Genomic DNA, 20,048 nt, shown 5'->3' on the forward strand with positions numbered 1-20,048 from the left:
ATGACAACACGAGAGGAAGCCATGCGTTTCTCCATTATTAAAGAGCTGCAGCGTGCAGTGGGGCTCGTCTCCCGGAAGGTCATGCCCCGGTTCGCCAGTCAACCCGCCCTGGCCGGTACCAAGTGATGAGCGACCAGGGCTGCGGTATCCGCAAGATCGTCTATTACAGCGAGGAGTTCCTCCTCGAAAACGGGTCTGCCCCGGCTGTGCCCGCAGTCCGTGCTACGGCGGCCGCCGTCGTCGCAAATCCCTGGCTGGGCGGAAAGCCAAGCGATGACCTGTCCGCGGAAGTGGTCCAGTTTGCCCCCGTTCTCGCCCGGAAACTCACTGACGTCCTCATTGCCGGGCTAGGTGGCGTGGATGCCATCCAGGCCTTCGGCAAGGCAGCGATCGTGGGCACGGGCGGTGAGATCGAGCACGGCGCTGCGCTCATTCACACTCCGTTTTTCGGCAACCTCGTCCGCGAGTATTTCGAAGGCGAATCGATCATCTGCTTCGCAGATGACCGGGGCGACGCCGGCAGCACTCTCGTCGTGCCCCTTTGGCATAAAAACGCTGCCGCAACCCGCTCGCACTACCAGACCATCACCACGCGGATCGGTGACGCTCCCCTGCCAGGCGAGATCGTCGTCGTACTCGGCGCATCCACCGGGCCCCGCCCCCATTCGCGTATCGGGGACCGCCTCACCGACCCGATCGTTAAAGCAGACACACTAGGAGAATTGATTTCATGAGCATCCGCAAGATCGTCACCTTCACCGAAGACGTACTCATCGAAGGCGGACGGGAGGTCGCACCCTCCGCGCGTGTCGCCGTCGTCGCGGCCATTGTCAAAAACCCCTGGGCCGGCCAGGGCTTCGTCGAGGACCTCTCCGCAGGAATCGACGCTAACGCCTCCGACATCGGGGCGCTGCTTGCCCCCCGCGTGCTCGAAGCTCTCGGCGCCCCCGCCCAAGCGTACGGCAAGGCCGCAATCGTCGGCCTGAACGGTGAAATCGAACACGGTTCCGGCCTCATCCACACCCTTGCCTTCGGAAACCACTTCCGTGACGCAGCCAACGCCACAACGCTCCTGCCAGCCGTGGAAAAGCGTGGGCCCGCCGGGGTTGTCTTCGACATTCCCCTCAAGCACATCACGGACGCGACCATCCGCTCCCACCATCAGAGCATCGAGGTCCGCATCAATGACGCACCCCACGCAGATGAAATCGTGATCGCCCTCGCCGCCGCTTCCCAGGGACGCCCGCAGCAACGCCTCGCGGCGTTCGCCACCGAAACGAAGTAGGTGACCGCCGTCGTGAGCCGCGTCCGCATAGCACTGATCCACGGCGTCGGCCTCGACGGCTCGATGTGGGGGCCAGTGCGCGAATTCCTTGAGCCGGAATACGACGTCCAGGTTCTCGAACTCCTCGGGCATGGACAGCGACAAAAAGCCCCCGAAGGCGTCACGCTTGGCGAGCTTGCCGCAGACGTGGCGGAGCGCCTCGAACCGGGCACCCATGTTGTCGGCTTCTCGTTGGGCGCCCTGGTAGCGCAGCATCTGGCCCGGTTCCGGCCCGACCTCGTCGCCTCCCTGGTTTCGCTCGGATCCGTGTGTGCCCGGACCCCGGATGAGCACACTGCGGTGATGATGCGGCTGGCCGCAGCGCAATCGGACTTCGCCGCAACGGTGGAGGCATCAATCCGCCGTTGGTACCCAGAAGGCACCCCCGTCCCGGCGGAACAAGTCGAGGCCACACGCAGGGTGCTGCAGCGCAACGACCCGCAATCGTTCGTTGCCTGCTACCGCGTGTTCGCAACCGCAGACGCGGAAATAGCGCCCGAACTCTCCCGGATCACCGTTCCCTCCTATGCAGTGACCGGTGCGCTGGACCCCGGGTCGACGCCGGAGATGAGCGCCCGGCTGGCCGCGGCCATACCCGGCAGCACCTACTCCGTCATCAGCGGGGCCAGGCACATGATGCCGGTAGAACGTCCCCAAGAGCTCGCCACCGCTCTCATCGCATTCATCAAGGAGCATTCACATGTCCACTGATCGCCGCTACGAACACTTCATCAACGGGGAGTGGATGCCGCCGTCCTCCGGGGATTACTTCGAAAGCACCAACCCGGCGACCCTGGACGTGCTGTATCGGGCCGCTCGCGGCAACGAAGCCGACGTCGCCCGGGCAGTGTCTGCCGCGGCGGCAGCCTTCGAAAATCCTGCATGGCGGGACCTCAGCCAGACAAAACGCGGGCACTTGCTGCGCCGCTTGGGCGACCTCGTGGGCGAGCACGCCGAGGAACTCGCCCGGATGGAGTCCGAAGACAACGGCAAGCTCCTGCGGGAAATGCGCGCCCAGCTCGCCGCAATGCCCGAGTATTACTACTACTATGCCGGGCTGGCTGACAAGATACAGGGCGACACTATCCCGGGCTCCAGCAAAGCAATGCTGAACTACACCCTCCGCGAACCGCTCGGGGTGGTGGGTGCCATCACCCCGTGGAACTCTCCCTTGACGCTGACCACAAGCAAGCTCGCCCCGGCCCTTGCGACCGGCAACACCATCGTGATCAAGCCCTCCGAGTACACCTCGGCAACGGTGCTGCGCTTGGCGGCGCTGGCCGACGAAGCCGGCTTCCCGCCCGGTGTCATCAATGTGGTCACCGGCTTCGGAGCAGAAGCCGGAGCGGCCCTGGTCGATGACCGCCGCCTGGCCAAAATCTCGTTCACCGGCAGCACCGCCACGGGCGCCCGCATTGCTTCCTCTACCGCGTCCCGCTTCATCGGTTCGACGCTGGAACTGGGCGGCAAATCACCGAACATTGTCTTCGCCGATGCCGACGTCGCCAATGCCTCGATGGGAGTGGTGGCCGGCATCTTCGCCGCGGCCGGCCAGACCTGCATCGCCGGCAGCCGCGTGTTCGCCCACAAGGCCGTTTACGACGAACTGCTGGAGCGTGTCGCCAACCGTGCCCGCAGCATCGTGATCGGAGATCCGCTCCTTGACGCCACCGAGCTGGGGCCGCTGGCCTTCCAGGACCAGCGGGACAAGGTCGCCGGCTACGTCGATCTCGGCGTCTCCGAAGGTGCCACTGTCCTCACCGGCGGCGGCCGGCCCAACATCGGGCTCGGCGGCTACTTCTTCGAACCTACAGTCCTCACCGACGTCGACAATTCCATGCGCGTGGTCAGGGAGGAGATCTTCGGCCCTGTCGCAGCCATCATGCCGTTTGAAACAGAGGAGGAAGTGCTCCGACTGGCAAACGACACCAGTTACGGGCTGGCCGCCGGAATCTGGACGACCAACCTTGCCAGGGCCCACCGAATGGCCAGCCGCCTGGAAGCAGGCACGATCTGGGTCAACACCTACCGCACGATGTCTCCCCAATCACCGCGGGAGGGCTTCAAGACCAGCGGGGTCGGCGTCGAACACGGCATGGAGAGCATCCGCGAATACACCAGGCTCAAGAGCGTCTGGATCAACACGGACGAATCCCCTATTGCCGACCCTTTCATCATGAGGAGCTGACCATGCCCCTCCTCAACCAGCCTGCTGCGTCGGTTCGTCCTGCGTAGTTAAGGGAGCCCGTCATGCCTCTTATCGAAGTATCCATCGCCCGGGGCCGCACCCCGGAGCAGCTCCGCGCGCTCATCCGCGAGCTTCACCGTGCCGCCGAAAGCTCGGTGGGCGCTGCACCCGAAAACACCACGGTTATCATCCGCGAAATCGAGCATGAACATTGGTCCCGCGGAAATCAAACCATCGCCGAACGCAACACTGCCGCCCAGTAAGCGGCACCCATCCAGCACGTGTCGGCGAACGTCGCCGGTAGAACGAAGGAGTCACTAATGCGCTTTTCCCTTTTCGCACATATGGAGCGCTGGGACGAAACCGTCTCACACCAGGAATGCTTCGAAAACCTGACCGAGCTCGCGCTCATCGCTGAGGCCGGAGGCTTCAGCACCATCTGGATCGGTGAGCACCACTCGATGGAGTACACCATTTCTCCCAGCCCCATGCCCCAGCTCGCATACTTGGCGGCGCGCACGTCACGCATCCGCCTGGGTGCCGGAACGATCATCGCACCCTTCTGGAACCCGCTCCGCGTCGCCGGCGAGACGGCGCTCCTGGACGTCATCAGCAACGGCCGGATGGAAGTGGGACTGGCACGAGGTGCTTACCAGTTCGAGTTCGACCGACTCACGGGCGGCATGTCCGCCGTCGATGGCGGCAAGCATTTGCGCGAACTGGTACCTGCCGTGCGTGCGCTCTGGCAAGGTGACTACGCCCACGACGGCGAGATCTGGCAGTTCCCGACCTCGACGAGCGTCCCGAAGCCCGTGCAAAAGCCGACGCCGCCCATGTGGATCGCCGCCCGTGATATCTCCTCACACGAGTTCGCGGTCGCAAACGGCTGCAACGTGATGGTCACTCCCCTCATGAAGGGCGACGAAGAGGTCGAAGACCTTGCGCACAAATTCGACACCGCGGTTGAACACAACCCCGGAGTCCCCCGCCCCGACCTCATGGTGCTCCGCCACACCCATGTCCACCCCGCAGACGAGCCCGAGGGATGGCGGCGCCCTGCCGAGGGCATTCAGAAGTTCTACCGGACGTTTGATGCCTGGTTCGGAAACAAGACCACTCCAAAGAACGGCTTCCTCGAACCGAGCCTGGCCGAGAAATTCGCCGACCGCCCGGAGTTCACCCCTGAATCCCTCCACAAGACCGCAATGATCGGGACGCCTGACGAGATCATCGAGCGCATCCGCCACTACGAGGCACTCGGCGTCGACGAGTTCAGCATCTGGTCCGACAACAGCCTCACCCACGAGGAGAAGAAGCGCTCCCTGGAACTCTTCATCGAACACGTCATGCCGGCCTTCCAAGAGCAGCCCGTGTCCGCGGCACACTGAAGTCGGCCATCAGCATCCCGGAAGGCCGGCGATCCCGGTCCCCGGGTGCGCACCGCCTACTATCAATGCCCGCATAGGCGTAGCGTCTATTCAACGGAGTAAGCGATCGACGGGTTGACCCAGAGCCGCATAGCGCCGCGCCGGTCTTGAGCCGTTGAAGGAGGCGGGGATGGCGGGATGGAATGCTGACACGGCAGCCGGGCCGGTGGGGTCCGGCACGGTTACCTTGGTGGAGGGTTCGTCCTTCTGTATTTCCTCGGCCAATGGAGACATCCATCCCGAGCATCCGCACGGTGTTTTCCATGACGACACCCGCATTTTGTCCCGATGGAACCTCGCAATCAACGGCCAGTCCCTGGAGCCGCTGACGGCTGAGACGAAGGAACCCTACCGGGCTTTGTTCATTGGCCGTGTTCCCCGCTCCGACGGGTACGCGGACAGCCCCATGATCGTGGAACGCCTGCGGGAAGTCAGCGCAGGGATCCTGGAGGAGATCACCCTCCGGAACTACTCCTCCGACAACGCCGAATGCGTTGTCACCCTCGGCGTCGAAGCCGACTTCGCGGATCTCTTCGAGGTAAAGGAGGCGCGCGTCCAGCGGCGCTGGGAAGAATCCCGCCACCCGGTCGGCGACTCCCTGACCATTAGGGCCGTCTGGCAGGACCTCCAGAAGGGTATCGTCGTCAAGGCCAGTGGCGCCGACGTCTCCCCGGAGGCCCTGAGCTACCGGCTGGTCGTCCCGCCGCACGGACACTGGAGCACCCGGGTGAGCGTGGTGCCCGTAGTCGACGGCGCCGCGCCGGTGGCATCGTTCGTTCGTCCGGCCGAGGGGGAGGTATCCCGTAGCGACCGCCGCCGCCAGGAGTGGGTGGAGAAGATTCCCAAACTGCATATGGGCAACCGTTCCGTCGAACGGACCCTGCGGCGCAGCTACGACGACCTGGGCGCGCTTCGCATTGAGGATCCCGCCCATCCGGAGCGGATCGTGGTGGCCGCCGGCGCTCCATGGTTCATGACGCTCTTCGGCCGGGACTCGCTCTGGGCTTCGGAAATGGCGCTCCCCGTGGACCCGTCCCTGGCGCTGGGCACCTTGCAGACCCTGGCCGACCGCCAAGGCAGCGTCGTGGATCCCGTGAGCGAGGAAGAGCCGGGAAAGATCCTGCACGAGGTCAGGCTCGGCGTCTCCAGCGGGCTCTCCCTGGGCGGCAAGTCCGTCTACTACGGCAGCGTCGACGCGACCCCGCAGTTCGTGATGACGCTCGGATCGGCGAGCCGCTGGGGTTTTGCCAAGGACACCATCGCCGCGCTGCTCCCCCACGCCGACCGCGCACTGGACTGGGTCCGCACGTACGGGGACAAGGACGGCGACGGGTTCGTCGAATATGAGCGCCTCAACGACCAGGGCCTCATCAACCAGGGCTGGAAGGACTCCTGGGACGGCATCAACTTCGCTGATGGCCAGCTGGCCGAACCCCCGATCGCGCTCTGCGAAGTCCAGGCCTTGGTCTACACCGCGCTACTGTCCCGGGCATGGATGGCGTACGACGCCGGCGACGCACCCTTGGCCGCCCGGCTCACCGGCGAAGCTGCGCAGTTGAAAAGACGGTTCAACGAACAATTCTGGATGCCCGACCGCGGCTACTATGCCATCGCCCTGGACGGCAAGAAACGGCAGGTCGACGCGTGTGCGTCGAACATGGGGCAATGCCTGTGGCACGGCATTATCGATGAGGACAAGGTACCACTGGTCGCCCAACGCCTCATGTCCCCCGAGATGTTCAGCGGCTGGGGAGTGCGAACCCTCGCGTCGGACATGGGCGCCTACAATCCCGCCAGCTACCACAACGGATCGGTCTGGCCGCACGACAACGCAATCATAGCCGTCGGCCTGATGCGCTACGGCTTCGTGAAAGAAGCACAGCGAATCTCCACCGCCCTCTTCGAGGCGGCCGATCACACCGACGGCAGGCTCCCCGAACTGTTCTGCGGCTTCAGCCGCGACCAAGTCACCGAGCCTGTCCCGTATCCAACAGCATGCTCACCCCAGGCCTGGGCAGCGACCACGCCGATCATGTTGGTGACGAGCCTGATGCGCTACGACGCCCACATTTCACGCGGCGGATTCTGGATGGACCCGGCACTCCCGGAATCATACGGCGACCTGCACATCACCAACGCGCCGATGGCGGGAAGCCGGATCACCATCGACATCACAGGTTCCGGACCTTCCGTCCAAGGACTGCCCGAAGGAATCGTCTTCCACCGTGCCCACCGGCCATGGCTGACAGAACTGATGGAACAAGCCGGGCTGGGAGAGCCGGGCTAGCGCCGCCGTCCGAGCGTCGCTATTTAGCGGAGATGGCCAGGAACCTGATGGGCAGTTCCATCAGCTCCAGCGGACCATGCGGCCCTTCGCCGTCGAGAAGAAGCGAGTCCCCGGCCTCCATCGTGTACTCGTAGGCGCCGTGGCCGTAGACCATCTTGCCGGAGAGCATGTAGATGAATTCCGTGCCGGGGTGCTGGAACAACGGAAAGACATCCGAGGCGTCCGTCAGCGTCACCAGCGTGGGCTCGAGGGCGTCCGTACGGCCCTTGAGGGTACCCAGGACGCGGTATTCGTGCCCGTGCTGGGTTCCGCTGCGCACGGTCAGGCTGCCTTCACCGTTCCTGGTGAAAGTTGCATCCCTGTCGGTGTCCGCGCCCCGGAACAACGCCGTGACAGGGATGTTCAGACCGTCCGCCAGACGCTGCAGCGATGTCAGGGAACAGGAGGTACTAGCCGACTCGATCTTGGAGATCATCGCCTTGGAGAGGCCGGTCCTGGCGGCGAGTTCGGCCGCCGAGAGTCCCTGGGCCGAGCGGTAGCGGCGGAGCTGCCCGGCGATGACGCGTTCAAGTTTGCCGGGTGCGTCCGGGCCGTCGGTGCCTGCCGAACGCTGGGTTTCCGCGGGCAGGTTCGTGTGGCTGGTTGCGGGACTGGTCATTGAGCCATCATAAGTCGGGTCCGCCCGTTCGAATGCAGATGGCCGTTCTAGCCCAGGTGCCTGGCTTCACCGAGCAACCCGGCCAACGCATCGGCAAGTGCCATGGCACCTGCCTCGGCGTCTTGGTCCTCTACCAGTTCCTCGGGCGAATGCGAGATCCCGGTCGGGTTCCTGACGAACAGCATCGCGGTGGGGATGTGTCCTGCGAGCACTCCGGCGTCGTGGCCTGCGCCCGTGTCCAGGACAGGCGCATCCGGTAGCAGGTTCTGGAGCCGGCCCCGCAGGCCCGTGTCGAAGTGAACCGTGGGGCTGAGCGATTCAACGCCGAAGGTCACGGTGCAGTTTTCCTCGGCGGCGATGACCTGTGCGTTGAGGTGGATTGATTCCACCAGCGCTGCAGTGACTTCATCGCGTGGGTGCCGGACGTCGATCCACAGGTCGACCCGGGAGGCAATAACATTGGTGCCTCCCGGAACCGGCTGCAGGCGGCCCACGGTCGCGCGGGCGTCCCGGTAATTCCTTGCCGTGTCCCGGATGCCGATCATGATCTTGGCTGCTGCGATCATCGGATCTCTCCGGTCCTTCATCAGGGTGGTTCCGGCGTGGTTGCCCTGGCCGTTCACGGAGAGTTTCCACCGGCCGTGGCCCAGGATGGAGGATCCGATGGCCACCGGTTGGTCCAGATCGATAAGTCCCCTCCCCTGTTCGACGTGCAATTCAACGAACATGCCCAACTGCTGGAGGGCTTCGAGGTCTGCGCCGATGAACCGGGGGTCCTGTCCGTTGGCCGCCGCCACATCCGCGTAAGTGTTGCCGTCGGCGTCCTTGAGGTTGCGGGCCTTGTCCGGGTCGAGGGCGCCGGTAAGAAGCCGGGAGCCCAGGCAGGCGACGCCGAAGCGGGAGCCTTCCTCTTCCGGGAAGACCGCGATGGCCAAGGGCCGGCGCGGCCGGATGCCGCGGGCCTTGAGAACATCGACGGCGACGAGGGCCGAGGCGACGCCCAGGGGTCCGTCGTACTCGCCGCCGCCAGGTACGGAGTCCAGATGGCTGCCCGTGACGACTGCGTCCTTGCGGGTGCCGGTCGCGGTGTCCCACCAGGCCCAGATGATCCCGTTGTTGTCAGCGGTGACGTCCAACCCGCGCCGGCCGGCCTGCTCGATGAACCAGCTCCGCAACTCGGTTTCGGCGTCCGAGAAGACCGGGCGGGAATATCCGCCGCGGCGCGGGTCTGTCCCGACGCTGGAGATGTCCCGCATGAGGCCGGTGACGGTGTCGCTTGCCGGTTTCGTCGCCGAGGTCATTGGCTGGTTCCGTTTCTGTAGGAGTGTCTTCTGGCTTGCCACAACTGGTTCAAGCTGAACGGTTCAGCTGATGCTGAGCTGTTCAGTGGTGCTGATGCGGGCGGTTGCTTGGCGGAACCGGGAGGGCACGTCGCCGGTCCCGGTGGCCAGGTCGGCCGCCCACCGTCCGATCAGCGGGGCGAATTTCGCGCCGTGCCCCGAGCAGGGCGACAGGACCGTCAGCTTGTCTGCCCGGTCGATGAGGAAGTCCTCGTTCGGGGTGTTGGTGAACAGGCAGGTCGTTTCCGCGTATGGCTCCGGGTCGAGGCCGGGTAGGTATCTGTGCACGTAGTCCACGACGCGCCGTCGGTTGTCCGGGTCCACGGCGCCGGTTTGGGCTGCTGCTGACGGGATGAATTTGCCGCCGTTGTATTCGGCGACCTTCTGCCCGGCGAATCCGGCGTCCCGGCCTCCGGGCAGCCCGTATGTCTGGATGTCGGCGCTTTTGTGGATGAACGTGGGCCAGGGACCGTCGTCGGAACGGTAACGGAAGTGGTAGGCCTGCTCCTGCCGGACGGTGAACTCCGGCAGGCCGGCAAGGAACCCCGCCGGAAGCGGCAACTGTCCCAGCAATGACGGCAGCCAGCCGCCGGCGCTAATGACGACGTTGCCGGCATCGAGCGTCTCCCAACCGTCAGAAACCACCCGGTAGCCAGATCGCCGCTTGTCCACGCGCGAGACGTTCCAGCCCGTCAGCAGTCGGGCGCCGTGCTTCACTGCCTGTTCGATCATGGCGTGGACGGAGCTTTCGGCGTCGATCACGCCTGCGCCGGGGTGCCACAGCACGGCGGTATCAAAGGCGATGTGAGGCCAGCGTTCCCGTGCCTCGGCTGCGCTGAGGAGTTCGTGGCCGACGCCTGTCGCCGCGAGGATCCGGGCGAGCTGCTCCGGTTGCCGCTCGGAACCATAGTCAACCGCCCCGAAGGGCGTGATCAGTTCCAGCCCGCTGGCCCGGTCCAGTTCATCCCACAAGGCCTTGGACTCGATGACAGCCCGGGTATAGAACGCGTCGGGGTAGGCGTAGCGGAAGATCCGGGCGGATCCGTGGGAACTGCCGTCGTGGCCGGCCGGCCGGGTGCGTTCAAGGATCGTGACGTCATGGCCGCGGGCGGCCAGCTGCCAGGCCGTGGCGGCGCCGGCGAGGCCGGCGCCGACCACAACGTATTCAGAGGACTCCGGCATTACTTGGCTCCGGGGATCCAGTTGGTTCCGGCCAGCGGAACGCGGGCCATGGCGGAGGCCTCGATGGTGAGGGCCACAAGGTCCTCGGGTTCCAGGTTGTGCAGGTGGGATTTTCCGCAAGCCCGGGCGATCGTCTGGGCTTCCATCGTCAGGACGCGCAGGTAGTTGGCCAGGCGCCGGCCCCCGGCAACGGGGTCCAGCCTTGAGGAGAGTTCGGGGTCCTGGGTGGTGATGCCGGCGGGGTCGCGTCCGTCCTGGAAGTCGTCGTAGAACCCTGCTGCCGATCCCAGGGCGGCGTATTCGGAGGCGTAGCGGGGGTCGTTGTCCCCCAGCGCGATGAGTGCGGCGGTGCCGATGGCGACGGCGTCGGCACCGAGGGCCATGGCCTTGGCTACGTCGGCGCCGGTGCGGATGCCTCCGGAGACAATCAGCTGGACTTTGCGGTGCATGCCCAGTTCCTGCAGGGCCTGGACTGCTTGCGGGATGGCGGCCAGGGTGGGGATTCCGACGTTCTCGATGAAGACTTGTTGGGTGGCGGCGGTTCCGCCCTGCATTCCGTCGACAACCACGACGTCGGCTCCGGCCTTCACTGCCAGTGCGGTGTCGTAGTACGGCCTGGACGCGCCGATCTTGACGTAGATCGGGGTCTTCCAGTCGGTGATTTCGCGCAGTTCGCCGATCTTGATTTCGAGGTCGTCCGGTCCGGTCCAGTCGGGGTGGCGGCTGGCGGAGCGCTGGTCGATGCCGACGGGCAGGGTGCGCATCCCGGCGACTCGCTCGGTGATCTTCTGGCCCAGGAGCATGCCGCCGCCGCCGGGTTTGGCGCCCTGGCCGAGCACGATTTCGATCGCGTCGGCCTTGCGAAGGTCGTCCGGGTTCATGCCGTAGCGGGAGGGCAGGTATTGGTACACGAGGTGCTTGGACTGGCCGCGCTCCTCAGGCGTCATGCCGCCGTCGCCCGTTGTGGTGGAGGTTCCCACCTCGCTGGCCCCGCGGCCCAGCGCTTCCTTGGCGTTCGCCGACAGTGCGCCGAAGCTCATCCCGGCGATCGTCACCGGGGTCTGCAGGTGCAGCGGTTTGCTCGCGTGGCGGTCGCCGAGGACGACGTCGGTGTCGCACTTTTCGCGGTAGCCCTCAAGCGGGTAGCGGGACATGGAAGCGCCGAGGAAGAGCAAGTCATCGAAGTGCGGAACCTTGCGTTTCGCGCCCCAACCGCGGATGTCATAGACCCCTGTGGCAGCTGCGCGCTGGATGTCGGCGATGGTCGCGCGGTCGAAGGTGGCTGATTCGCGCAGGCCAAGCTCTTCGGTATGCTGCGCTGGCGGGAGAACGGAGTCCTGGGGCAGTGAGGTGGTGGTCATGGGATTGTCCTTGCTAGTACGAGGCCGAGTTGTGGACGCTGAAGTGGTAGAGGTTCCGTGCGGAGCCGTAGCGTTTGAAGTCCGCGGGGTCCTCGCTGCGGCCGGCGGCGGCGAGCAGGCCGGCGAGTTCGTCGAGGTGTTCGAGCTTCATCGGCTTTTCGATGCAGTCGGCGCCCAGGGAAGCCACGGATCCTTTGACATAGATCCGCGCTTCGTAGACCGAATCGCCGAGGGCTTCCCCTGCGTCTCCGCAGACCACGAGCCGGCCGGCCTGGGCCATGAAGGCGGACATGTGGCCGATGTTCCCGCCGACGACAATATCCACGCCCTTCATCGAGATCCCGCAGCGGGCCCCGGCGTTGCCGTCGATGACCACGAGCCCGCCGTGTCCGGTGGCCGCCGCCGACTGGGAGACGTCGCCTTTCACGTGCACCGTTCCGGACATGATGTTCTCCGCGAGCCCGACGCCGGCATTGCCGCTGATGGTCACGGTGCCCGTTTTGTGCATCCCGGCGGCGTAGTAGCCGGCATGGCCATTGATGGCGACGCTGATGTCGGCGTCGATTCCGACGGCGAGGCTGTGCTTGCCGCCGGGGTTGGCGACGGTCCAGGACTGGCCGTCGGTGGCCTCGTGCAGGGCCTGGTTCAGGTCCCGGACCGGGCTGTCGGCCAGGTCAATGGTGGCTATTGGGGTTGTTGTTTCGGGGGCTGTCAGAGTGACCATGTGTAGACCTTTCCGGGTTCCGGTTCAAAGATGCGGGCTGTTTCGATGCCGGGCAGGGACGCCAGGGCACGGTATTCGGACGCCATGGCCACGTAGTCCTCGGTTTCGGCGATGATGGCGGGCTTGCAGGCGATCGGGTCCCGGACCACGGCCATGCTGTCCGCGGTAGTGACGACCAGGGTGTAGAAACCGTCGAAGACCTTGCCGAGGTTGATCAGGGCCGTCTCCAGGTCGTCGCCCTGCTGCAGGCGCGAGGCGATGTAGCGGGCGCCGACTTCGGTGTCGTTGTCCGAATCGAACACGACCCCTTCGCGCTTGAGCTCCCGGCGGATGGTGGCGTGGTTGGAGAAGGAGCCGTTGTGGACCAGGCACAGGTCATCCGCCACTGAGAAGGGGTGGGACCCGCCGGCAGTGACGGCGGACTCGGTGGCCATGCGCGTGTGGGACAGGCCCTGGCTCCCGGCCATGGCCTCCAGGCCGTGCTCGGCGGCGATGTGCATCGGGTGGCCGACGCTCTTCATGACCGCCACGTGTTCGCCGCGGCCGATGACGGTGGAGCCCGGGAGGGTTTCGCGCACCGCCTTCACCAGCAGATCGGTCCCGACGGCGGCGCTCACCAAGGTGGTGTCGCCCACGACCCTGACGGCCGGCGTCGCCGACGGCGAGAGCAGGCTTTCCAGTGATTCTGTGATCTCACCGAGCGGCAGGCCTTGGTCTTTGCCGAGGAGGCTGAGGGTGGAAGTGCCTTTGGAAACGAGGCCCGGGGTGTCGTAGACGGCCAGGCCGGCGGAGTCCGGTCCGCGGTCCACGATCTGGCACATCATGGAGGACAGGAGACTGCCCATTTCGGGGTGCAGCGAGGGGTTGCGCAGTTGCAGCGCAGCGATTCCGCACATTGGTGTGTCCTTTGCTAGTAGCGGGGTTGTCAGATCGAGGTCAGGTAGGTGCGGATTTCCCAGTCGCTGACCTGGTTGTGCCAGCTCAGGAACTCTTCTTCCTTGGCATCGGCGTAGTACTCGCCGATCGCCGCATCGCCGCTCAGGCTCGAGAGCATCACCGGGTCCCGGCGCAGGGCCTCGACGGCGTGCAGGAGTGTCGCGGGCAAAAGGTGGGCGCCCTCGCGTGCTTCGCCGGGGCCGGACGGCGCGCCGGGGTCGGTGCGGTTCGTGACGCCGTCGAGCCCTGCTTCGATCGCCGTAGCGATGGCCAGGTACGGGTTCGCCGAGCCGTCCCCCGAACGGAGTTCGATCCGTTTTTCGTCCGGGACCCGGATCATGTGCGTGCGGTCATTGCCCCCGAACGAGGCCTTGCGCGGTGACCAGGTGGCTCCGGATGAGCTGGTGGTGGCGCCCGAGCGTTTGTAGGAGTTGACCGTCGGCGCAAGGAAGGCTTGAAGGGCCGGCGCATGCTCCAGGATGCCCCCGATGAACGAGTAGGCGAGGTCCGAAAGCCCAAGTCCCCTGCCGCCGTTGTCCGCGCCATCGTCGTCCCGCGGGAACAGCGCGTCCGCCCCCGACCACAGGGACAAGTGGAAGTGCAGGCCGGTGCCGGTCCGGTCGGTGAACGGTTTAGGCATGAACGTTGCGGTCATGCCGCGCTGTTCGGCGAGGATGTTCAGGATGTAGCGCAGCGTGATCACGCGGTCGGCCGTGGTGAGGGCGTCGGCGTAATTGAAGTTCTGTTCAAACTGCCCTGCGGCGTCCTCGTGGTCGTTGGCGTAATTGCCCCAGCCCAGGCCGTTCATCGCCTCCGAGATGGACGTCAGGTGTTCGTACATTCGGGTGACGCCACGGGCGTCATAGCAGGGACGCGGCGAGTCATCGCGGGCGTCGGCAGTGCTCAGGGAGCCGTCGGGGTTCTTGTTGACCAGGAAGTACTCCACTTCGGCGCCGACCTTGGCCTGCATGCCCTTCTCCCCCAGGCGGGCGAGCGTGTTTTTCAGGATGACCCTCGGGGCGTAGGGCCACGGAGTGCCGTCCACGTGCGGGTCGCAGTGGATGATCGCCAGGCCCTCCTTGATGAACGGCACAGGCGTGAAAGAGGTGAGATCGGGTATTGCGATGAGGTCCGAATCCTGGGGCTTCTGCCCGATCAGCCCGGCGGCGTACCCGGCAAATCCCATCGCGCCGGCCTCGAGCTCGCCCGCGGCTTCGACCGGGACCAGCTTGGCGCACGGTTTGCCGGTCATGTCCACGAACGTCGCCAGCAGGAACCGCACGTTGTGCGCCTTGGCGATGTCCGCGAGGGAAATCTGTCCGGCCTCGGCCGGTACCGATTGCCCGGTCTGTACTTCAGGGGTTGCGACACTGGTCATCGGAACTGTCCTGTTCAATTGATGTTACCTAAGGGGAAACGCTGTTGAACCACAGTAGTCAAAATGATGTTACAGGCGCACTCCCGAAGTGTTAAATCCACAAGTCGCGATCAGGCGGCGAACGCAACGGGAACTTAACATGAGCGAAACCCGCAATCGTTCACTGTCATGAATCATGGTTTCATCCCACGGTCACGTTGAGCGACGCCTTCTGCGTCTACGGCCGCCAGACTCCCCTTCCTGATTGGAGCCCCATGAATTCTGGAGATACCGCCTGGATCCTCGCCGCAGGCGCCCTGCTGTGCATCATGATCCCCGGCCTTGCCCTGTTCTACGGCGGAATGGTCGGTTCCCGCAGGATCCTGAACATGATGATGATGTGCTTCGGCGGAATGAGCATCGTCGCGGTGCTTTGGGCCGTATTCGGCTACTCGATGGTCTTCGGCAACTCGGTCGGCGGTGCCGGCCTCATCGGCAACATCACCGAGTACTTCGGGATGGAGCAGTTGCTCGCCGAGGACCCGAAAGCGCCCATACCTGCTGCCCTGTTCGCCTCCTTCCAGCTGTTCTTCGCCGGAATCACGACGGCGATCATCGCCGGCGCGGCGGCCGGACGCATGAAATTCGGTGCCTGGATGACCTTCGCCGCGCTCTGGGCAACCCTGGTCTACTTTCCCGTCGCCCACTGGGTATTCGCCTTCACTTCAGCCGACGGCTCCGTGACCGGCGGCTGGATCGTCAACAACCTCAGAGCCATCGACTTCGCCGGCGGAACCGCCGTCCACATGAACGCCGGAATCGCAGCCCTCGCCCTCGCTTTAGTCCTTGGACGCAGCGCCGGCTGGCCCAAGAGCGAACACACCAAACCCCACAGCCGGCCGCTCGTCCTGGTCGGCGCAGGACTCCTGTGGGCCGGCTGGTTCGGCTTCAACGCAGGCTCCGCACTCACCGCCGGCCAGTCCGCATCCGTGGTGTTCCTGAACACCGCCGTCGCCGCTTGCGCCGGCCTCCTGGCCTGGGCCCTGGTGGAACGCATCAGGCTTGGCAGCGCCAGCAGCATGGGCGCCGCATCCGGCCTGATCTCGGCACTCGTCGCCATCACTCCCGCGTGCGGCGCCGTCAGCCCACTCGGCGCCCTCGCCATCGGTGTGATCGCCGGCGCCGTCTGCTCCCTGGCCATCGAACTCAAGTTCCGCCTAGGCTTCGACGATTCCCTCGACGTCGTCGGTGTGCACCTGGTCGGCGGCATCCTCGGAACCCTACTGATCGGATTGTTCGCCACCGATGCAGCCCCGAACAAGGTCAACGGGCTGTTCTACGGCGGAGGGTTCGGCCTGCTCGGCATCCAGACCGTGGCGACACTTGCCGTGCTCGGCTATTCCTTTATCGTCACCTGGGTCATCGCCAAGGTCCTCAACATCACGATGGGCCTGCGCATCCACGAAGCGGATGAACTACGCGGCATCGACATCACCGCCCACTCCGAGGCCGCCTACCTCAGCGACGAAGAACCCGTGGAACTAGGCTCCCCGCACCGGGCCTAGACCGGCGCCGGCCGGCCCTCCGCAGCGAACGCCTTAAACGTCGATCGTCGGCACGGGGCGCCCCCCGTATCCCATGAAAGAGGAGGCAGGTACCACTCGGGAGGCTGCCAGGTTCCCAGCTTCCCGAGGACCGGCAGTCTTCCGGTGGAGGATCAGCCTGGGCCATCGTCCAGGACTCCAACAGGCAATTTCCTTCGCCTCACCGGAATCCTTCGGATCCGAATAGCCATCGGACGGGCTTACGTTTGCCTAGCTAGCGTCGCGGGTTGTGGCGGTGCAGGAAGGAGTTCACTCGCCAGGCGAATTCCTGTGGGTCTGATGCGGGGCCTTGTGGTGCTTGCCGGGCGGGGTGCGCGACCGGGCTGAGCCCGAGGTCCACTGCGGCTTTGGAGGCCCGCTGTGATGCGGCCGAAAGGCCGTCCCAGCGAGTGAGGAGTTCTCCTAGTGCCGCGTCGACGTCGTCGTCAGCTACCACTGTGGTGATGAGGCCGATGTCGTTGGCTTGCTGGGCGGTGAGCAGCCGTCCGCCGTAGAGCAGGTCTTTGGTCCTCGATGGGCCGATCCGTAGTGACATCCTGTTGGCGAAGGTCGCCGGCACCAGGAGGCCGAGGCGGGCTATGGGCATGCCGATTTTGGCGGAGTGGTTCATGAGTTGAAGGTCGCAGGCCAGTGCGAGTTGGCATCCTGCCCCGGTTGCGAAGCCTTCCACCGCGGCGACGGTGGGGACGGGAAGGTCTTCGATGGCTTGCAGTGCCGCTTCCATGCCGGCGAAGCTGGCGCTGACAGCGTCGGAGGATGCGCTTTCCCATTCCCTGAGGTCTGAGCCGGAACAGAACACGCCTCCCCGGCCGCGGATGACGACGGCTCTGAGCGCTTCGTGTTCAGCCAGTGAGGCGGCTGCGTGTTCCAGGGTTTCCCATTCCTGCTGTCCGAGGGCGTTGAAGCGTTGGCCTGTTCCGATGGTCAGGGTCGCGACGGACCCGGAGTCGTCCAGGGTGATGGTGTCCAGCTCTGCCGGGCTCGGTGAGGTCATTGGACTGCACCGGCTTCGCGCAGGGAAGCTATGCGGTTTGTGCTGAAGCCAAGCCCGGACAGAATGTCATCGGTGTGCTGGCCCAGCAGGGGCGGGGCCGTCCTGATCGATGCAGGGGTACGGGTGAGCCGGACCGGACAGCCGACCATTTTCAGTGCCCCCACCGTGGGGTGCTCCAGTTCTGCCACCATGCCCCGGGCGATGACCTGTGGGTCTATGAGCGCCTGATCGACGGTCTGGATGGGGCCGACCGGTACACCCGCCAGGTCGAGTGCCTGTACCCATTCGTCCGTTCTTCGGGTGAGCATGATCTCCTCGAGGAGGGGGATGAGGATGTTGCGGTGCGCGACCCTGGACGGGTTGCTCGCGAAACGCTCATCGACCGCCAGCTCTTCGCGGTTCAAGGCGGTGGTCAAGCGTCTCCACAGTCCGTCGTTTCCCACGGCGACCATCACGAATCCGTCGGCGGTGGCGAATGCCTGGTAGGGGGCGATGGTGGGGTGCGCCGAGCCGTAGCGTTGGGGCGTTTCGCCGCTGGCAAAGTACCCGCTGGAAACGTATGTCAGCCAGGAGACGGAGCCGTCGAGCAGGCTGATGTCAACCCATTGGCCGCGCCCGGTGCGCTTTTTCTCGTGCAGGGCGGCCAGGATGCCGATCGTCGCCCACATGCCGGCCACGAGATCGGCGCTGCTGACACCGACCCTGACCGGCGGTCCGCCTGCTTCACCGGTCACGCTCATGATGCCGCTCCGAGCCTGGGCAATCGCGTCGTAGCCGGCACGTGCGGCATCTGGACCGGTCTGTCCGTAGCCGCTGATGGACGCGTAAACAAGGCCGGGGTTCTCCGTGGAGAGGTCCTCGTAGCCCAGGCCAAGGCGGGCCGCCGTCCCGGGCCGGAAATTCTCCACCAGCACGTCCGCCTTCAGGGCCAGTTGACGCACGGCGGCCAGGCCTTCGGCCGACTTCAGGTCCACGGCCAGGCTGCGCTTGTTGCGGTTGACGGAGAGGAAGTAGGCCGCTTCTTCGCCCTGGAAGGGCGGCCCCCACTGGCGTGTGTCATCGCCTTGGCCGGGCTGTTCGATTTTGATCACGTCGGCGCCGAGGTCCGCCAAGGTCATGGTGGCGAAGGGGCCCGAGAGTATCCGGGTCAGGTCCAGCACCACCAGGTCCTGCAAGGCTCCGCCCGATGCCTCCCCGGAAGGGTCCGTGAGGGGGATCAGGCCCGGGGTTGGTTCCTGGGGACCGCCACTGCGGACACTCGTGTCCCGCACGCTTTCTTCTTGGATGCTCATGCGGGGTTTCCTACGGCTTTCGGGGTTGTGGCGGCCAGGGCTTGCACTGCCCTGGGTAGCAGGATCAGGGCGGCCATGCTGACGACGGTACAGATGACGATGTAGATGGAGATGGCGGTGGAATCCCCGTAGTGCTCCAGAAGGGCGGCAGCAATCAGGGGCGCCGGGCCGCCGGCAACCACGCTGGCGAGCTGGTAGCCCATGCCTGCACCCGTGTAGCGGATTTCCGGGTCGAAGCTCTCCGCAATCAGTGCTGCCTGCGGCCCGTATTGCATATCGTGGATCACCAGGCTCACGACGACGGCAATTCCGACCAGAAGGGCATTGCCGGTGTTGAGCAGCCCGAAGTAGGGGAAAGCGAACAGCGCGGTCATTACGATACCGATCCCATACACCCGGCGGCGGCCAAAGCGGTCCGAGAGCCGCCCGAACACGGGGATGCTGATCAGTCCCAGTGCGGCCGCGATGAGGGTGTCATCCAAAATGGAGTTGCTGTTGAGCTTCAGATGCTTGACGGCATACGTGAGGACGAAAGTGATGAACAGGTAGAACGGCGCCTGCTCTGACGTCCGCAGCAGGGCGGAGAGAATGATCTGCTTCGGCTGACGCTTGATGACCTCCAGAATCGGGTTCTTGATCACCTTGTTCGATGTGCGGACGGCCTCAAACTCCGGGCTCTCGACCACGCGCAGCCGCACGAACATGCCGACTCCGATCAGCACAATGCTCAGAATGAAAGGAATCCTCCAACCGAACGCGGCGAATCCTTCTGTCCCCGTGACTCCCGAGGTCAACCGCACAACTCCGGTGGACAGAACAAGGCCGAGCGGCACGCCCATCTGCGGCCAACTGGCCGACAGCCCGCGTCGCTTTTGGTTTCCCCATTCCATACTGAGCAGAACGGATCCGCCCCATTCCCCACCGACACCGACGCCCTGGATGATCCGCAGCAGCACCAGCAGGACAGGAGCGGCGACACCGATGCTCTGATACGTCGGAAGGAGCCCGATCAGCACCGTACCGAAGGCCATCAGGAACAGCGTCGCCATCAGCGTGGTCTTACGGCCGATCCGGTCACCGAAGTGACCAAAGATCGCAGCGCCGACCAGACGTGCCACGAAGCCCACAAACTGGGTGCCGAAGGCCGCCAGAATGCCGGCAAAGGCGGACTGGCCCGGAAAGAACAGCTGCGGAAAAACCAGGGCAGCCGCCGTTCCGTAAAGGAAAAAGTCGTACCACTCAATGGTTGTTCCAACCACGCTGGCCACGGTGGCACGCCGTACGGCCTGCTCCCGGGTCACTTGTTGAACAGTCATCATCACTCCATTGGTCTGATGTTCCGGGCGCGGTGCCCGGTGGGGGATATGTGGGGTT

Annotated in this window: 19 protein-coding genes; 9 read left to right on the forward strand and 10 right to left on the reverse strand. The window is 65.1% G+C overall.

Annotation, left to right across the window (positions count from 1 at the left end; all coding sequences use genetic code 11):
• From HNP00_RS23580 to HNP00_RS22465, 8 genes are all read left to right on the forward strand, one after another.
• A complete protein-coding gene (locus HNP00_RS23580; RefSeq protein WP_260405134.1) occupies positions 1 to 126 on the forward strand; it encodes a hypothetical protein in 126 nt (41 codons plus the stop codon).
• Entirely contained in the window at positions 126 to 734 is a 609-nt protein-coding gene (locus HNP00_RS22435; protein WP_184741930.1) for an amino acid synthesis family protein, read from the forward strand. The genes HNP00_RS23580 and HNP00_RS22435 overlap by 1 nt, the downstream gene beginning before the upstream one ends.
• A complete protein-coding gene (locus HNP00_RS22440; RefSeq protein ID WP_184741931.1) occupies positions 731 to 1,285 on the forward strand; it encodes an amino acid synthesis family protein in 555 nt (184 codons plus the stop codon). The genes HNP00_RS22435 and HNP00_RS22440 overlap by 4 nt, the downstream gene beginning before the upstream one ends.
• A gap of 12 nt (positions 1,286 to 1,297) precedes the next feature.
• The gene (locus tag HNP00_RS22445) at positions 1,298 to 2,035 is read left to right on the forward strand and encodes an alpha/beta fold hydrolase (protein WP_184741932.1); all 738 of its coding nucleotides are present in this window, start codon (positions 1,298 to 1,300) and stop codon (positions 2,033 to 2,035) included.
• Positions 2,025 to 3,512, forward strand: a complete 1,488-nt coding sequence (locus HNP00_RS22450) for an aldehyde dehydrogenase (protein ID WP_184741933.1) — start codon at positions 2,025 to 2,027, stop codon at positions 3,510 to 3,512. Before HNP00_RS22445 ends, HNP00_RS22450 begins: the two co-directional genes overlap by 11 nt.
• Before the next feature lie 62 nt (positions 3,513 to 3,574).
• Positions 3,575 to 3,775, forward strand: a complete 201-nt coding sequence (locus tag HNP00_RS22455) for a tautomerase family protein (protein ID WP_184741934.1) — start codon at positions 3,575 to 3,577, stop codon at positions 3,773 to 3,775.
• 57 nt (positions 3,776 to 3,832) lie between these two features.
• Positions 3,833 to 4,900 (forward strand): LLM class flavin-dependent oxidoreductase, encoded by a 1,068-nt coding sequence (locus HNP00_RS22460; protein WP_184741935.1) that lies wholly within the window; start codon positions 3,833 to 3,835, stop codon positions 4,898 to 4,900.
• A 169-nt stretch (positions 4,901 to 5,069) separates the two neighbouring features.
• Positions 5,070 to 7,226: a glycogen debranching N-terminal domain-containing protein gene (locus HNP00_RS22465; RefSeq protein WP_184741936.1), complete on the forward strand. Its 2,157-nt coding sequence runs from the start codon at positions 5,070 to 5,072 to the stop codon at positions 7,224 to 7,226.
• Positions 7,227 to 7,245: 19 nt separating this feature from the next.
• Here the strand turns inward: HNP00_RS22465 and HNP00_RS22470 are convergent, their stop codons facing one another.
• The 7 genes from HNP00_RS22470 to glnT form a co-directional block, all read right to left on the reverse strand.
• Complete coding sequence (locus HNP00_RS22470; protein WP_184741937.1) at positions 7,246 to 7,884, reverse strand: XRE family transcriptional regulator; 639 nt, start codon at positions 7,882 to 7,884, stop codon at positions 7,246 to 7,248.
• Positions 7,885 to 7,931: 47 nt separating this feature from the next.
• The gene (locus tag HNP00_RS22475) at positions 7,932 to 9,185 is read right to left on the reverse strand and encodes an allantoate amidohydrolase (protein ID WP_184741938.1); all 1,254 of its coding nucleotides are present in this window, start codon (positions 9,183 to 9,185) and stop codon (positions 7,932 to 7,934) included.
• Positions 9,186 to 9,248: 63 nt separating this feature from the next.
• Positions 9,249 to 10,406, reverse strand: a complete 1,158-nt coding sequence (locus tag HNP00_RS22480) for an FAD-dependent oxidoreductase (RefSeq protein ID WP_184741939.1) — start codon at positions 10,404 to 10,406, stop codon at positions 9,249 to 9,251.
• Positions 10,406 to 11,767 (reverse strand): FMN-binding glutamate synthase family protein, encoded by a 1,362-nt coding sequence (locus tag HNP00_RS22485; RefSeq protein WP_184741940.1) that lies wholly within the window; start codon positions 11,765 to 11,767, stop codon positions 10,406 to 10,408. Before HNP00_RS22485 ends, HNP00_RS22480 begins: the two co-directional genes overlap by 1 nt.
• A 13-nt stretch (positions 11,768 to 11,780) precedes the next feature.
• Complete coding sequence (locus HNP00_RS22490; protein ID WP_184741941.1) at positions 11,781 to 12,491, reverse strand: protein glxC; 711 nt, start codon at positions 12,489 to 12,491, stop codon at positions 11,781 to 11,783.
• Positions 12,479 to 13,387 (reverse strand): glutamine amidotransferase, encoded by a 909-nt coding sequence (locus HNP00_RS22495; protein ID WP_184741942.1) that lies wholly within the window; start codon positions 13,385 to 13,387, stop codon positions 12,479 to 12,481. The genes HNP00_RS22490 and HNP00_RS22495 overlap by 13 nt, the downstream gene beginning before the upstream one ends.
• Before the next feature lie 29 nt (positions 13,388 to 13,416).
• Entirely contained in the window at positions 13,417 to 14,805 is a 1,389-nt protein-coding gene (glnT, locus tag HNP00_RS22500; protein WP_184741943.1) for a type III glutamate--ammonia ligase, read from the reverse strand.
• A gap of 254 nt (positions 14,806 to 15,059) precedes the next feature.
• Between glnT and HNP00_RS22505 the strand changes: the two genes are divergently transcribed.
• Positions 15,060 to 16,349, forward strand: a complete 1,290-nt coding sequence (locus HNP00_RS22505; protein WP_184741944.1) for an ammonium transporter — start codon at positions 15,060 to 15,062, stop codon at positions 16,347 to 16,349.
• A gap of 253 nt (positions 16,350 to 16,602) precedes the next feature.
• On the opposite strand, the gene HNP00_RS22510 is transcribed toward HNP00_RS22505, so the two are convergent.
• Genes HNP00_RS22510 through HNP00_RS22520 form a run of 3 tightly spaced genes read right to left on the reverse strand, consistent with a single transcriptional unit; the run spans position 16,603 to position 19,990 of the window.
• Entirely contained in the window at positions 16,603 to 17,382 is a 780-nt protein-coding gene (locus tag HNP00_RS22510) for an enoyl-CoA hydratase/isomerase family protein (RefSeq protein ID WP_184741945.1), read from the reverse strand.
• The gene (locus HNP00_RS22515) at positions 17,379 to 18,674 is read right to left on the reverse strand and encodes a CaiB/BaiF CoA-transferase family protein (RefSeq protein WP_184741946.1); all 1,296 of its coding nucleotides are present in this window, start codon (positions 18,672 to 18,674) and stop codon (positions 17,379 to 17,381) included. The genes HNP00_RS22510 and HNP00_RS22515 overlap by 4 nt, the downstream gene beginning before the upstream one ends.
• Entirely contained in the window at positions 18,671 to 19,990 is a 1,320-nt protein-coding gene (locus HNP00_RS22520; RefSeq protein ID WP_184741947.1) for an MFS transporter, read from the reverse strand. Before HNP00_RS22520 ends, HNP00_RS22515 begins: the two co-directional genes overlap by 4 nt.
• Between the last annotated feature and the right edge of the window lie 58 nt (positions 19,991 to 20,048).

This window comes from Arthrobacter sp. AZCC_0090, from assembly GCF_014207375.1.
Lineage (GTDB): Bacteria > Actinomycetota > Actinomycetes > Actinomycetales > Micrococcaceae > Arthrobacter.

What these genes read in the sequence shown, in the direction of transcription:
- HNP00_RS23580 (WP_260405134.1), top strand. Translation starts at nt 1, where the DNA reads ATGACAACACGAGAGGAAGCCATGCGTTTCTCCATTATTAAAGAGCTG.
- HNP00_RS22435 (WP_184741930.1), top strand. Translation starts at nt 126, where the DNA reads ATGAGCGACCAGGGCTGCGGTATCCGCAAGATCGTCTATTACAGCGAG.
- HNP00_RS22440 (WP_184741931.1), top strand. Translation starts at nt 731, where the DNA reads ATGAGCATCCGCAAGATCGTCACCTTCACCGAAGACGTACTCATCGAA.
- HNP00_RS22450 (WP_184741933.1), top strand. Translation starts at nt 2,025, where the DNA reads ATGTCCACTGATCGCCGCTACGAACACTTCATCAACGGGGAGTGGATG.
- HNP00_RS22455 (WP_184741934.1), top strand. Translation starts at nt 3,575, where the DNA reads ATGCCTCTTATCGAAGTATCCATCGCCCGGGGCCGCACCCCGGAGCAG.
- HNP00_RS22460 (WP_184741935.1), top strand. Translation starts at nt 3,833, where the DNA reads ATGCGCTTTTCCCTTTTCGCACATATGGAGCGCTGGGACGAAACCGTC.
- HNP00_RS22465 (WP_184741936.1), top strand. Translation starts at nt 5,070, where the DNA reads ATGGCGGGATGGAATGCTGACACGGCAGCCGGGCCGGTGGGGTCCGGC.
- HNP00_RS22470 (WP_184741937.1), bottom strand. Translation starts at nt 7,884, where the DNA reads ATGACCAGTCCCGCAACCAGCCACACGAACCTGCCCGCGGAAACCCAG.
- HNP00_RS22475 (WP_184741938.1), bottom strand. Translation starts at nt 9,185, where the DNA reads ATGACCTCGGCGACGAAACCGGCAAGCGACACCGTCACCGGCCTCATG.
- HNP00_RS22480 (WP_184741939.1), bottom strand. Translation starts at nt 10,406, where the DNA reads ATGCCGGAGTCCTCTGAATACGTTGTGGTCGGCGCCGGCCTCGCCGGC.
- HNP00_RS22485 (WP_184741940.1), bottom strand. Translation starts at nt 11,767, where the DNA reads ATGACCACCACCTCACTGCCCCAGGACTCCGTTCTCCCGCCAGCGCAG.
- HNP00_RS22490 (WP_184741941.1), bottom strand. Translation starts at nt 12,491, where the DNA reads ATGGTCACTCTGACAGCCCCCGAAACAACAACCCCAATAGCCACCATT.
- HNP00_RS22495 (WP_184741942.1), bottom strand. Translation starts at nt 13,387, where the DNA reads ATGTGCGGAATCGCTGCGCTGCAACTGCGCAACCCCTCGCTGCACCCC.
- glnT (WP_184741943.1), bottom strand. Translation starts at nt 14,805, where the DNA reads ATGACCAGTGTCGCAACCCCTGAAGTACAGACCGGGCAATCGGTACCG.
- HNP00_RS22505 (WP_184741944.1), top strand. Translation starts at nt 15,060, where the DNA reads ATGAATTCTGGAGATACCGCCTGGATCCTCGCCGCAGGCGCCCTGCTG.
- HNP00_RS22510 (WP_184741945.1), bottom strand. Translation starts at nt 17,382, where the DNA reads ATGACCTCACCGAGCCCGGCAGAGCTGGACACCATCACCCTGGACGAC.
- HNP00_RS22515 (WP_184741946.1), bottom strand. Translation starts at nt 18,674, where the DNA reads ATGAGCATCCAAGAAGAAAGCGTGCGGGACACGAGTGTCCGCAGTGGC.
- HNP00_RS22520 (WP_184741947.1), bottom strand. Translation starts at nt 19,990, where the DNA reads ATGACTGTTCAACAAGTGACCCGGGAGCAGGCCGTACGGCGTGCCACC.